The sequence below is a fragment of the Brotomerdimonas butyrica genome, from assembly GCF_025567305.1.
In the GTDB taxonomy this organism is placed as follows: domain Bacteria; phylum Bacillota; class Clostridia; order Peptostreptococcales; family Anaerovoracaceae; genus Lentihominibacter; species Lentihominibacter butyricus.
Map to the genome: position 1 here is coordinate 14230 of NZ_JAOQJP010000001.1, position 14026 is coordinate 28255.

The 14026-nt window shown below is 46.8% G+C and carries 11 protein-coding genes, 1 tRNA gene and 3 rRNA genes; 14 read left to right on the forward strand and 1 reads right to left on the reverse strand.

From position 1 onward, the window contains the following. Positions 1–135: 135 nt before the first annotated feature. From OCV59_RS00065 to rrf, 8 genes are all read left to right on the forward strand, one after another. Complete coding sequence (locus OCV59_RS00065; RefSeq protein WP_147592290.1) at positions 136–777, forward strand: ABC transporter ATP-binding protein; 642 nt, start codon at positions 136–138, stop codon at positions 775–777. Between the two features lie 143 nt (positions 778–920). Next, positions 921–1286: a YccF domain-containing protein gene (locus OCV59_RS00070; protein ID WP_147592291.1), complete on the forward strand. Its 366-nt coding sequence runs from the start codon at positions 921–923 to the stop codon at positions 1284–1286. A gap of 62 nt (positions 1287–1348) precedes the next feature. After that, on the forward strand, positions 1349–2131 hold the full coding sequence (locus OCV59_RS00075) for a PhzF family phenazine biosynthesis protein (protein ID WP_147592292.1): 783 nt from the start codon (positions 1349–1351) through the stop codon (positions 2129–2131). A 31-nt stretch (positions 2132–2162) separates the two neighbouring features. Continuing rightward, positions 2163–2348, forward strand: a complete 186-nt coding sequence (locus tag OCV59_RS00080; protein ID WP_147592293.1) for a hypothetical protein — start codon at positions 2163–2165, stop codon at positions 2346–2348. Positions 2349–2650: 302 nt separating this feature from the next. Then, a 16S ribosomal RNA gene (locus tag OCV59_RS00085) occupies positions 2651–4165 on the forward strand. A 39-nt stretch (positions 4166–4204) separates the two neighbouring features. After that, positions 4205–4280: transfer RNA gene (locus OCV59_RS00090), tRNA-Ala, on the forward strand. 251 nt (positions 4281–4531) lie between these two features. Further along, a 23S ribosomal RNA gene (locus tag OCV59_RS00095) occupies positions 4532–7424 on the forward strand. A 66-nt stretch (positions 7425–7490) separates the two neighbouring features. Next, a 5S ribosomal RNA gene (gene rrf, locus OCV59_RS00100) occupies positions 7491–7607 on the forward strand. The 16S, 23S and 5S rRNA genes sit together here with 1 tRNA gene alongside, the layout of an rRNA operon. A gap of 249 nt (positions 7608–7856) precedes the next feature. Here the strand turns inward: rrf and OCV59_RS00105 are convergent. Next, positions 7857–8747, reverse strand: a complete 891-nt coding sequence (locus OCV59_RS00105; RefSeq protein ID WP_147592294.1) for a 3-hydroxyacyl-CoA dehydrogenase family protein — start codon at positions 8745–8747, stop codon at positions 7857–7859. Between the two features lie 363 nt (positions 8748–9110). On the opposite strand from OCV59_RS00105, the gene OCV59_RS00110 reads away from it, so the two are divergent. The 6 genes from OCV59_RS00110 (at position 9111) to tmk (ending at position 14025) form a co-directional block, all read left to right on the forward strand. Next, the gene (locus OCV59_RS00110; protein ID WP_147592295.1) at positions 9111–9794 is read left to right on the forward strand and encodes a response regulator transcription factor; all 684 of its coding nucleotides are present in this window, start codon (positions 9111–9113) and stop codon (positions 9792–9794) included. Positions 9795–9815: 21 nt separating this feature from the next. Continuing rightward, positions 9816–11747 (forward strand): sensor histidine kinase, encoded by a 1932-nt coding sequence (locus tag OCV59_RS00115; RefSeq protein WP_147592296.1) that lies wholly within the window; start codon positions 9816–9818, stop codon positions 11745–11747. A 59-nt stretch (positions 11748–11806) separates the two neighbouring features. After that, positions 11807–12310, forward strand: a complete 504-nt coding sequence (locus tag OCV59_RS00120) for a hypothetical protein (RefSeq protein ID WP_147592297.1) — start codon at positions 11807–11809, stop codon at positions 12308–12310. Between the two features lie 25 nt (positions 12311–12335). Next, the gene (locus OCV59_RS00125; protein ID WP_147592298.1) at positions 12336–12530 is read left to right on the forward strand and encodes a helix-turn-helix transcriptional regulator; all 195 of its coding nucleotides are present in this window, start codon (positions 12336–12338) and stop codon (positions 12528–12530) included. Between the two features lie 287 nt (positions 12531–12817). Further along, positions 12818–13384 (forward strand): hypothetical protein, encoded by a 567-nt coding sequence (locus tag OCV59_RS00130; protein WP_147592299.1) that lies wholly within the window; start codon positions 12818–12820, stop codon positions 13382–13384. Then, positions 13381–14025, forward strand: coding sequence for a dTMP kinase (gene tmk, locus OCV59_RS00135; protein WP_147592300.1), 645 nt, complete (start codon positions 13381–13383; stop codon positions 14023–14025). Before OCV59_RS00130 ends, tmk begins: the two co-directional genes overlap by 4 nt. The last annotated feature ends 1 nt before the right edge of the window (position 14026 follow it).

Here is a 14026-nt window from a genome sequence, read left to right on the forward strand (position 1 = left end):
CCGCACTTTGCTTTATGAAGAAAAGGTCCTTAAATCAGGAGAATTGAGGGATCTTTTTTCTTGCCTTTTGGAGGTTTGGCGGATATTTGGCGGTTATGATAAGTAAGGACAAAGCAAAAGAAAGGAATGACAGGTATGGAGATTTTAAGAGTAACCGATTTGAAGAAATATTACGGAAGCGGGCCGAATCTTACAAAGGCGCTGGACGGGGTAAGCCTGTCCATCCGGCAGGGGGAATTCGCGGCTGTGGTCGGGAGTTCCGGCTCCGGAAAATCGACGCTTTTAAATATGATGGGCGGGCTGGATACCCCGACGGAGGGAAGCGTTATCGTAGGCGGAAAAGAGCTTTCCTGCATGAAAGATGAGCAGCTGACGATTTTCCGGCGGAGAAATATTGGTTTTGTTTTTCAGAATTACAATTTTATTCCCATTTTAAATGTGCGGGACAATATTGTGATGCCAGTGGGACTGGATGGCGGCAAGGCGGACAGCGGGTATCTGGATTCGATTGTGGAAATGCTGGGACTGACCGATAAGTTGAATTCCCTTCCCGGCAATCTGTCCGGCGGACAGCAGCAGAGGGTGGCTATCGCCAGGGCGCTGATTTCCAAACCCGCGATTGTTTTAGCCGATGAACCGACCGGATCTTTAGATCGGCAAAATGCCAAACTTGTTATAGATATTTTGAAAATTTTAAATCACTACGGAAAAACGATTGTTTTGGTAACCCATGATGAAGAGCTCAAGAGAGTGGGAGATCGAGTGATTGAATTGTAAAAAAGCAAGTTTGATATGTTTATTTTCACAGGAATAAAAATTTGATTTCTACACAAATTTCTATAAATTTCTACAAGGAAGAACAAGATACAAAAAAATTTTGTATAATTTGGACACTGAATACTACATAGGAGGAGAAAATCATGAAAACATTAGGAAATATTCTCTGGTTCATATTCGGAGGTATTCTTGGAGGTCTATCCTGGATCATTGCGGGATGTTTGTGGTGTGTTACGATCATAGGTATTCCTGTGGGCATGCAGTGCTTCAAATTCGCATCGCTGGCCTTCTGGCCGTTCGGCAAAGAGGTCATATACGGCAACGGAGTATTTTCATTTCTGGTCAATCTTATATGGATACTTTTCTTTGGATGGGAGATGGCTCTGGGAAATCTGATCCTGGGATGCCTGTGGTGTATCACGATTGTCGGGATACCTTTTGGCAGACAGTTCTTTAAAATGGCAAGACTGTCATTTATGCCGTTTGGAGCGAGTGTGATCGTGCAATAGAAGGTATTAAAAATCGTCACGGCAAGTTTTAAAAGAAAGAAAACCATCAGGAGGAAAACAAAATGAAACAGTACATCGTTGACTCTTTTACAAATGAACCGTTTGCAGGAAATCCAGCTGCCGTTTGCGTTATGGACAGCTGGCCTTCCGAAGGGTCCATGATGAAACTGGCTATGGAAAACAACCTTTCGGAAACAGCTTTTATAGTGAAAGAGGAAAAAGAATATCATCTTCGATGGTTCACACCGGGAACGGAGGTGGAATTGTGCGGACACGCTACATTGGCGTCGGCATATGTCATATTGAACTTTTATGAACAGGACAAAACCGAAGTGACATTCAGCACGCTTAGTGGAAAACTGATAGTAAAACAGAACGAAAACCTGTACGAAATGGACTTTCCGACCTATGAGCTGAAAGAAGTACCGGTCACTGACGATATGGAGAAGGCGTTCGGCGCCCGTCCGATAAAAGCGGTACTGGGTCTGGACCTGATATGTGTATTCGAATCGGAAGAAACGGTAAGAAAGATGGATCCGGATCAGGAGCTCCTGTCTGGTCTGGAGGGAAGGATACAAAATGCGACAGCACCGGGTGCAGATACAGATTGTGTATCACGCAGTTTCTGTCCGAAACTCAGTATTACAGAAGACCCTGTTTGCGGATCCGCGCATTGCCAGATCGCAGCATACTGGTCGAATGAACTCGGTAAGAAAGAAATCGTGGCTTATCAGGCTTCGAAACGCGGAGGATATCTGTATTGCAGATTGCAGGAACATGGCAGGATCAGGATAAGCGGAGAAGCGACACTGATCGCTGTTTCAGAAATAGCGGCAGCGCTGTGAGATATTTATGTAAAGGTCAGCAGGTAAGGGTATGCAGGGGGTATATGAGGTAAGCAGGGGGGAGTATAAAAGAGGAAAAGGGAGAGGAAGAAAAAAAGAAGGAGAAAAAACAAAAAAGCGGTTGACAGGGAGGGGTAAGTTTGGTAATATAGACAAGCTGTCGCAGGGAGCAGAGCTCCCGAGGCTGGAGACGAAAAAAGATGAAAAAAGTAGTTGACAAACGAAGCGACATGCGATATACTAAAAAAGCTCGCCAAGAGCGAGCGAGATCGAAAGATCGAGAACATTGAAAACTTCATAGTGTAGAAATTTAAGTCGAAAAAACAGCAATAAGCTGAAAGATTTAAAAGAGAAACTATACACAACCAGAGAATGGTAAAAGTAAAGTTTCCGGCAATTTCTAAAAGACAATGATTCGGATAAGAAAGAATCGAGTAGCGAAAAGCAAAAGCTAAGCGTTAAAGAGTTAGAAATTCAAACGATTTAAACTCTTCTGTAGAGGAAGAGATTAGATACCATTTAATTAAGAGTTTGATCCTGGCTCAGGATGAACGCTGGCGGCGTGCCTAACACATGCAAGTCGAGCGAGAAGCTCATCACAGATGCTTCGGTTGAAGTGATGAGTGGAAAGCGGCGGACGGGTGAGTAACGCGTAGGCAACCTGCCCTTTGCAGAGGGATAGCCTCGGGAAACCGGGATTAAAACCTCATGACACCTCTTAAAGACATCTTTGAGAGGTCAAAGATTTATCGGCAGAGGATGGGCCTGCGTCTGATTAGCTAGTTGGTGGGGTAACGGCCTACCAAGGCGACGATCAGTAGCCGACCTGAGAGGGTGATCGGCCACATTGGAACTGAGACACGGTCCAAACTCCTACGGGAGGCAGCAGTGGGGAATATTGCACAATGGGGGAAACCCTGATGCAGCAACGCCGCGTGAAGGAAGAAGGCCTTTGGGTCGTAAACTTCTGTTCTAAGGGAAGATAATGACGGTACCTTAGGAGCAAGTCCCGGCTAACTACGTGCCAGCAGCCGCGGTAATACGTAGGGGGCAAGCGTTATCCGGAATTATTGGGCGTAAAGAGTACGTAGGTGGTTACCTAAGCACGAGGTATAAGGCAATGGCTTAACCATTGTTCGCCTTGTGAACTGGGCTACTTGAGTGCAGGAGAGGAAAGCGGAATTCCTAGTGTAGCGGTGAAATGCGTAGATATTAGGAGGAACACCAGTGGCGAAGGCGGCTTTCTGGACTGTAACTGACACTGAGGTACGAAAGCGTGGGGAGCAAACAGGATTAGATACCCTGGTAGTCCACGCCGTAAACGATGAGCACTAGGTGTCGGGGTCGCAAGACTTCGGTGCCGCAGTTAACGCAATAAGTGCTCCGCCTGGGGAGTACGTTCGCAAGAATGAAACTCAAAGGAATTGACGGGGACCCGCACAAGCAGCGGAGCATGTGGTTTAATTCGAAGCAACGCGAAGAACCTTACCAGGACTTGACATCCCTCTGACAGCCTTTTAATCGAGGTTTTCTACGGACAGAGGAGACAGGTGGTGCATGGTTGTCGTCAGCTCGTGTCGTGAGATGTTGGGTTAAGTCCCGCAACGAGCGCAACCCTTGTCATTAGTTGCCAGCAGTAAGATGGGCACTCTAGTGAGACTGCCGGGGATAACTCGGAGGAAGGTGGGGATGACGTCAAATCATCATGCCCCTTATGTTCTGGGCTACACACGTGCTACAATGGCCGGTACAGAGAGAAAGCGAGACTGCGAAGTGGAGCGAAACTCAAAAGCCGGTCCCAGTTCGGATTGCAGGCTGCAACTCGCCTGCATGAAGTCGGAGTTGCTAGTAATCGCAGATCAGAATGCTGCGGTGAATGCGTTCCCGGGTCTTGTACACACCGCCCGTCACACCATGGAAGTTGGGGGCGCCCGAAGTTGGCAGATAAATATGTTACCTAAGGCGAAATCAATGACTGGGGTGAAGTCGTAACAAGGTAGCCGTATCGGAAGGTGCGGCTGGATCACCTCCTTTCTAAGGAGACGAAAGTTTCTGCACTATGAGTTTNTTTATGGGGAATTAGCTCAGCTGGGAGAGCACCTGCCTTGCACGCAGGGGGTCAAGGGTTCGAATCCCTTATTCTCCACCAGAATCTCGAAGGAGAGATTTAAGAGCACATTGAAAACTGAATAAAATTTGTGTAAAGCAAAAAAATCGAAAACGAATCGAGTATTAGAAGTTAGAAACGGAAAAGTTTAGAACGGACTAAGCAAGTTTTTCTAAAGCTTGTAAGGGTAATACTGCGATTCACCGAGAAACCAGAAAAGAGTAAAAACACTAGAGTAAATTAACAGATAGTGAAGAGAAAGACCTGGTAACGCTATACCAGGCGAACTTGAAGGTCAAGTAGAAAAGAGCATAAGGCGGATGCCTTGGCACTGGGAGCCGAAGAAGGACGTGACAAGCTGCGAAAAGCTGCGGGGAGGAGCAAATATCCGCTGATCCGCAGATATCCGAATGGGGGAACCCGCCTGTAGTAATATACAGGCATCCTCAGATGAAAAAGATAGTCTGAGAGAAGGAAACGGGGTGAACTGAAACATCTAAGTAGCTCCAGGAGAAGAAAGAAACATCGATTTCCTAAGTAGCGGCGAGCGAACGGGAAAGAGGCCAAACCGAAGGACTTGTTCTTCGGGGTTGCGGACCACCAGAAGGTATTGAGGAAGATAGTCGAATGGTTTTGGAAAAGCCAAGCGAAGAGGGTGAAACTCCCGTAGACGAAATCGGAAACAAGCCAGGTGGCACCAGAGTAGTACCGGACACGTGAAACCCGGTATGAAGCCGGAGGGCCCACCCTCCAAGCCTAAATACTACCCAGTGACCGATAGCGAATAGTACCGTGAGGGAAAGGTGAAAAGGACCCCGGGAGGGGAGTGAAATAGAACCTGAAACCTTATGCTTACAAGCAATGGGAGCGGAAGTGACCATGTACTTTTTGTAGAACGGGCCAACGAGTTATGGTATGTAGCGAGGTTAAGGTGCTGGAGCACTGAAGCCGAAGTGAAAGCGAGCCTTAATAGGGCGAAAGTTACATGCTGTAGACCCGAAACCGGGTGACCTATCCATGTGCAGGTTGAAGCGAGAGTAAAATCTCGTGGAGGACCGAACCCGTATACGTTGAAAAGTGTTGGGATGACGTGTGGATAGCGGTGAAATTCCAATCGAACTCGGAGATAGCTGGTTCTCCTCGAAATAGCTTTAGGGCTAGCCTCAGGGAGAGATACACGGAGGTAGAGCACTGAATGTTCTAGGGGCCTTCACCGGTTACCGAAAACTATCAAACTCCGAATGCCGTGCAATCATACCTGGGAGTCAGACTATGAGAGATAAGTTCCATGGTCGAAAGGGAAAGAGCCCAGACCTACAGCTAAGGTCCCAAAATGTAAGTTAAGTGGAAAAGGATGTGGAGCTGCATAAACAGCTAGGATGTTGGCTTAGAAGCAGCCACTCATTTAAAGAGTGCGTAACAGCTCACTAGTCGAGTGGCTCTGCGCCGAAGATAAACGGGGCTGAAACTTACTACCGAAGCTTAGGATACCGCAAGGTATGGTAGAGGAGCATTCATTACGGGCAGAAGCCGGATCGTAAGGTTTGGTGGACTGTAATGAAGAGAGAATGTTGGCATGAGTAGCGAAAGGCAGGTGAGAATCCTGCCCACCGAAAATCTAAGGTTTCCTGAGGAAGGTTCGTCCACTCAGGGTTAGTCGGGGCCTAAGCCAAGGACGAGAGTCGTAGGCGATGGACAACTGGTTGAGATTCCAGTACCACCGAAAGTCGTATGAGCGAAGTGGGGACACAGAAGGATAAGCAGAGCACGCCGCTGGTAGAGCGTGTCCAAGCAGTGAGGCTGATATGCAGGCAAATCCGCATATCGAAAGGCTGGGCTGTTACGGGGAGGGAAAAGAAGTACCGGAAGCTGCTGATTTCACACTGTCAAGAAAAGCCGCTAGCGAGACCGTAGGTGCCCGTACCGCAAACCGACACAGGTAGATGAGGAGAGAATCCTAAGGTGAGCGAGAGAACTATTGTTAAGGAACTCGGCAAAATGACCCCGTAACTTCGGGAGAAGGGGTGCCATCGAAAGATGGCCGCAGTGAAAAGGCCCAGGCGACTGTTTAGCAAAAACACAGGTCTCTGCTAAAGCGAAAGCTGAAGTATAGGGGCTGACGCCTGCCCGGTGCTGGAAGGTTAAGGGGACTGCTTAGAGCAATCGAAGGCATGAACTTAAGCCCCAGTAAACGGCGGCCGTAACTATAACGGTCCTAAGGTAGCGAAATTCCTTGTCAGGTAAGTTCTGACCCGCACGAAAGGCGTAACGATCTGGGCGCTGTCTCAACAATAGACTCGGTGAAATTGTAGTACCGGTAAAGATGCCGGTTACCCGCAGCAGGACGGAAAGACCCCGTGGAGCTTTACTGCAGCTTGATATTGGATTTCGGCATTGCATGTACAGGATAGGTGGGAGACTAAGAGGCAAGTACGCCAGTATTTGCGGAGTCACCGTTGGGATACCACCCTTGTAATGTTGAGGTTCTAACCATGTAGCGTGAACCGGTACTGGGACAGTGTCTGGCGGGCAGTTTGACTGGGGCGGTCGCCTCCTAAAGAGTAACGGAGGCGCCCAAAGGTTCCCTCAGTGCGGACGGAAATCGCACGAAGAGTGTAAAGGCAGAAGGGAGCTTGACTGCGAGACAAACAGGTCGAGCAGGGACGAAAGTCGGGCTTAGTGATCCGGTGGTACCGAGTGGAAGGGCCATCGCTCAACGGATAAAAGCTACCCCGGGGATAACAGGCTGATACCCCCCAAGAGTCCACATCGACGGGGGTGTTTGGCACCTCGATGTCGGCTCGTCTCATCCTGGGGCTGAAGTAGGTCCCAAGGGTTGGGCTGTTCGCCCATTAAAGAGGTACGCGAGCTGGGTTCAGAACGTCGTGAGACAGTTCGGTCCCTATCCGCTGTGGGCGTTGGAGATTTGAGTGGAGCTGTTCTTAGTACGAGAGGACCGGGATGGACATACCTCTGGTGCACCAGTTGTACTGCCAAGTGCATAGCTGGGTAGCCACGTATGGACGGGATAAGTGCTGAAAGCATCTAAGTACGAAGCCCCCCACAAGAAGAGATCTCCTCCAGAGATGGTAAGACCCGTGAGAGACTATCACGTAGATAGGCCTTGGGTGTAAGTGCAGTAATGTATTGAGCTGAAAGGTACTAATAGGTCGAAGACTTGACCAAGGTTTCAAGGAAGGAAAAGGCGATACACAAAGGTTATTCAGTTTTGAGTGTGCGAAGCACGCTTGATGCGGTGATGATAGCGAGGAGGATACACCTGTTCCCATACCGAACACAGAAGTTAAGCTCCTTAGCGCTGATGATACTTGGCGGGAGACCGCCTGGGAAAGTAGGACGTTGCCGTTTTGGTTAAAAAAGAAGTTCACGAAAGTGAGCTTCTTTTTTTAGCGCAGCGTACCAAAAGGGACAGCGGAGCCGAAGCAGGAGGAAGGAGGAAGGAACGTAGTGAGTGTTGTATGGGAACTTCCGCCAAATCGTAGTTTAGAATAGGTCTCAAAAGTAGAGATGTTTTACTGTAAAACAAAAGCACCGGACAGCATATAAGCTTTTCGGTGCTTTTGAATATATCAGTATACTGATGAGAGTATGATGAGTTTACCGGAGAAGGCACTCATTAGGAGTTTTACTGCCATCTTCATGATAAACATAGAATCCTGCGCCTGATTTCTTGCCGAGGAATCCGGAGTCGACCATTCTTTTAAGAGAAACGGCAGGTCTGTACTTAGGGTCACCGATTTCTTCGTGAAGTACTTCCATAACGGCAAGTTCAACGTCGATACCGATCATGTCCATAAGTTCCAGAGGACCCATTGGGTGATGGAGGCCGAGTTTAACGCCTCTGTCGATTTCTTCGATCGAACCGATTTTTCTTTCAACGAGGATACATGCCTCGTTGAGCATAGGTATTAGCATGCGGTTTACAATGAATCCGGGTTCATCGTGAGAAATGATGCATGACTTACCCATGAACTCGCCAAGCTCTCTTGCTTTTGCAAGAGTATCTTCACCTGTCTTATAGCCTGTAACGATTTCCATAAGCGGCATCTTTGGAACAGGTGAGAAGAAGTGCATTCCGACGAATCTTTCAGGTCTTGAGAAGACATGAGCCAGAGCAGTGATAGATATCGACGAAGTATTACTTGCGACGATCGCATCCTCGCGTGCATACTTTTCGAGCTCTTTCATGATGCTGACCTTGATGTCCTTGTTCTCAGCTACTGCCTCGATGATTACATCAGCTTCCTTGCAGTCTGAGATGTCAGTAGTTGTTGTGATGCGTGCGATAGCATCTTTGGCTTCCTGTTCGCTTAGCTTGCCTTTTGCGACAGATTTCTGAAGGCTGGAACTGATTCCGTTAAGGCTTTTTTCGAGCTGCTTTTCAGAAATATCATAAGCAGTGACATAAAGTCCTTTGCTGGCAGCATTTTCTACAATACCTGAGCCCATGAAACCGGCTCCGACAACAAATACTTTGCTAATATTCATTTTTCGTTAGTCCCCTTTCTGTGATCTTGAATTGTGCGGGTAAACGGTCGTAAGAGCTGTGGACAGTACCCTTCGACCTTTATAATAACTTCAACATACGGATTGTACTCTATTAAAAACAGTTTTGCAATAGGGAATGGATTAGACCTAAAATTCAAAATAATTCAAACTCAGGTATTTTTCTGATCACATTGCAGTAAGCGCACTGCAGGCTCTTTTCATATACCGTTTTTATGTTGCCGGCACACAATTTTTTATGCAGTTTTCATCATTTTTATATTGATCATTAAGGAAATCTTAAAGTGTTTAAGTATTTTTTCTAAATGAATTTCATGGCATAATAATGAAGGAGGTTGATAGAAGATGTACAACATATTGATATGTGATGATGAAAAAGATATTGTTTCGGCGCTGAAAATATATCTTTCGGGAAATGACTATAATCTGTACGAGGCATATAACGGCAGAGAGGCTATTAAGCTCATAGGTGAGAATGACATCCATCTTGTTCTTCTGGACATAATGATGCCTGAAATGGACGGGATACAGGTGCTTACAGAGATGAGGAAGACTTGCAATATCCCTGTCATTTTCCTTACAGCAAAAAGTGAAGATACAGACAAGATACTTGGTCTGAATATAGGTGCGGATGATTATATCACCAAGCCGTTCAATCCTGTAGAGCTGCTGGCAAGAGTAAAGTCTCAGCTGAGACGGTATATGGAGCTTGGAGCAGCACCGGAGAAAAACGACATACTCAAGGCGGGCGATATAGAGATGGATGACGATGCAAAGGCCGTGTATTTCATGGGAAATCTGGTAAGACTGACCCCGAAGGAATACGGTATCCTCAAACTGCTGATGGAAGGCAGGGGCAAGGTTTTTTCTCCAAAGGAAATATACAGAAACGTATGGCATGAGGATGCATTCGGAACCGACGGCACGGTAGCTGTACATATAAGACATCTTCGTGAAAAACTTGAAATAGATCCGGAGAAACCCAGACATATAAAAGTGGTGTGGGGACAGGGGTATAAAATAGAATAAAGTCGGAAACGGGAGGCATAGATGAAAAGATTCAGTGAAAGCTTTGCAGCTAAATTAGTATTGTATTTGATCCTGCTGTTTTGTGTGACAGCATCTGCGATGGCAGGAGTGTGCGTTGCTGTAAATGTAGGGCATAACTGGTATTCCCTGAGCAGTAAGGATGTCAAAAAGGAAATATATGAAAGCACCGCCGAGAATGCGGGAGATTCCCTGATCCAGATGTATTATGAGAACCTGGATTATGACGGCAATGTCGAGTCGTATTTTGATACTTTGACTCTTATAGACGGAGAAGGTTCGTCGACGCAGTTCGGTTACGGTATCTACGTGGCAGAAAGCACGTCCGATACGGAATGGAGAACAGTCAAAGAAGTCAATGCAGGCCTTAAAGAGGATGAAAGTACATATGTGTATAATTACCATAATGACAGCGGACTGAAGATAGATATATTTCTCGGGGATCTTGACGGCGGTGATATTCCGGGAAGTGTAAAGGGCACGTATGATTTCTATAAAAATGTATATGACAGCAGAGGTGCTGCGGCAGCAGTGACGGCGATAGGGATCTTCTGCTCCATAGTGTTTATGGTGATCCTGGTATGTATTACAGGAATCGACAGGGAAAAGGAGTCGCTGATAAAGAAGCTGCCTGTGGATCTTCTGGTGACGATAAGTCTTATCATATTCGCGGGAGCTGTTCAATGGATGTACGACATCAGGCTGTCGGGATACAACTATCTGGAGCTGCTGTTTTCTGTAGGCGTCATGGCGCTGATACTGGCAGTGATCGCTTCTGCGGTGATACTGGTCTTTACAGTACAGGTAAAAGCCGGTACGTGGGTCAGGAGCACGATCATATATAAAGTTGCAGTGCTGATGATCAGGCTGCTGAAGGTAATGTGCAGGTTTTTCATAAATGCCTTCAGAGATGTCAGCCTCGTATGGAAGACCGGCATAGCGGTGGCGACAGGTCTGTTCATAAACCTGATCCTGATGATCATGGCGATAAACAGTTACGGAGCAGGTGGAGGAGTGATGTTCCTGTGGTTCCTGGGAGCTGCATTGACAGCTTCAATGATAATATATATATCAGCGTGTCTGAAACGACTGCTGCTGGGAGGAAGCCATATAGCGGAAGGCGATCTCGACTACAGGATAGATACCAAGGGAATGTTTCTTGATCTGAAAAAACATGCGGACGATCTCAACGACATACGCAGCGGGATCTCAAAAGCTGTCGAGGAAAAGCTCAGGAGCGAGAGATTCAAGACTGAGCTGATAACGAATGTTTCGCACGATATAAAAACCCCTATCACTTCGATAATCAACTATGTGGACTTTTTGAAAAAAGAAGACATACAGAATGAAAAGGCAAAGGAGTATATAGAGGTCCTAGACAGACAGTCGCAGCGTATGAAGAAGCTCACGGAGGATCTGGTCGAGGCATCAAAAGCAGCGACAGGCAATGTAAAGATCGAGCTCGAGCCGTGCGATGCGCAGGTCATGATGATGCAGGTAACGGGCGAGTATCAGGAAAGGGCTGAGCGTGAGGATCTGGAGATAATTTCATCCATGCCGTCTGACAATATCAGGATAATGGCAGACGGGCAGAGCCTGTGGAGAGTGTTCAACAATCTGTTCAGCAACATATGCAAGTATTCTCAGCCGGGTACACGTGTATATCAGATCCTCGAGGAAAAAGACGGGAAGGCGGTGATCACTTACAAGAACATATCAAAATATGAGCTCAATATTTCGAGCGAAGAGCTGACGGAGCGCTTTGTAAGAGGAGACAGTTCGAGACATACTGAAGGAAGCGGCCTGGGTCTTTCCATAGCCAGAAACCTGATAGAACTGCAGGGAGGACGTTTCAATATATTCATTGACGGCGATCTCTTCAAGGTGGTGATCGAATTCGACATACTTGAATCATATATAAATGATAAAATGTAAAATATACTTGACATAAAGTATGTAATAGTATATATTGATCTCGAAGGGAGATGATATATATGAACGCAGAGTATATTATAGGACTGATAGCAGGGATCGCAGCCGGGCTGATAATTTTCGCTGTTGCAGTGAGGTGCTGCAGGGACAAAGGACAGTACCGCTCTAAATACGATGAACGTCAGAAGATCGCGATGGGAAAAGCCTATCGAGAGGGGTTCTGGACGCTGCTGATCGCAGGTGTGATCGCGACACAGCTGACACGTATAGATGCTCTTCAGGAATATGCTGTGATGATATTTTCGATTGCAGGCTTCATAGGGCTGGAAGTATATGTAGTGGGATGCATAATGAGGGATGCCTATATGGGGCTGAACGACAAACCTAAGAGATGGCTGACAGTTCTGTCTGCCATTGCGGTATTCAACTGGGGGATAGCGCTGTTCAACACGCTTTCGGGTGCAGGTCTGGCTGCCGTATGGGCCAATATCATGGCAGGAGCGTTCGTGGTGATAGCACTGATAGCTTATGTCATAAGGCAGCAGATGATAAAGAACGAAGACTAAAAGGCTGAAAAGGGTGGTACATTATATGAAAAATCTGAAGCTCAAGGCTGCGAGGGCGGCAAAGGATCTTTCACAGCAGGCTCTTGCCGACATAGTCGGAGTTTCGAGGCAGACTGTGAACGCTATAGAAAAAGGGGACTATAATCCATCTATAAAGCTTTGCATCTCTATATGCAAGGCGCTTGACAGGACGCTTGACGAATTGTTCTGGGAAGAATGACATGCAAAGTCTCAGATATCGATGATGACCTCGTCTTTAGTGCAGCCGGCAGGGCTGCATGTGAAGGCGGGGTTTTGTCGTTGTATGCAAAATGGCAGGCTGATTGTATCATGTTTTTCTGTGTAAAGTCGCAGGCTTCGTTAAAATCGAAAATTATATATGCACTACCCGGTTTTGTGGTATAATGGACACACTGGTCAGAAAACGCTGCGGTGAGAGCCAGTGATACAGTAAAATTCAGCGGCGGAGCGATATTGAAGAAGCAAGATGATTAAGAGGTCGGATCTATGGGATTTTTAAAGTTTGTATTCGTGCTGCTTCTGGTTGTGCCTGTAGCGGTACTGATGCTTTACTTTGTGAGCAACCTTAGCGATAAGATGAAAATATCGATAAAAAATCAGAAGAATAACGACAGCTCTGCGGACAGGAAAGTGCAGGAAAGCGCATCTGCAGAGAAAAAAGCAAAGTCACGCGGCAGTTTTACACGCAGGAAAAAGAACGGAAGAGAAAAAAGCTCTGACGTGCAAAAACGGCCTGAAAAAGATGGTGGAAAAGGCAGCTCGCCTGAGCGAAGAGAGCGTGAGCATGACGTATACGGATCCTCAGGAACATCGGCGGGCAGAGATTATCTCAAGGATACGCCGTATTACCGCAAAAAACAGGAAATGAAAGCTGCTCAGGGCGGCAGAGCAGAACGCAGCAGTTTTTCAGGAGCTCCAGCATCACCGGGAAGACATGCGGAGAGTTATTCTGATCGCGGACACAATGAAGACAGCAGTCATAAAGGCATGAGCAAGAGGCAGAGAAGAAAAGCAAGAAAAAGTAAGAAGAAAGTCAGAGAATCACAGAAATGAGAAAAGGCTATTTTATATCTTTTGAAGGAGTGGACGGCTCCGGCAAATCGACGCAGATAAAGAAACTGTATGAGTTTTTTACAGCGAAAGGATACGAAGTCGTTCTTACCAGAGAGCCGGGAGGCACGGATATAGGAGAGAAGATAAGAGAGATAATACTGGACAAGTCCAATGTGGATATGGCGTATATGACGGAGGCTCTGCTGTATGCGGCATCGCGCGCGCAGCATGTCACCGAGGTCATAGCTCCGGCTGTTGAAGCGGGGAAGATCGTGATATGCGACAGATTCGTAGATTCGAGTATCGCATATCAGGGATGCGGCAGGCAGCTGGGAGATTGCGTGGAGATCATAAACAGGTGTGCCGTAAACGGATGTATGCCGGATATCACATTCCTGATGAAGGTCAGACCGGATGTGAGCAGCAGCCGCATGAAGGACCGTGAGCTCGACAGGATAGAGATGGAAAACATGGAATTTTACAAAAGGGTTTCCAAAGGGTATGAGAAGCTTGAAAAGGAATTTCCTGAAAGAATAATAGGAATAGATGCTGACGGCACGATAGAGGATATCGAAAGATTGATCCTGGTTCATATGGAAAATCTGATGAATACAGGGCAGCGGGAAGCCGGGACGGATTAAA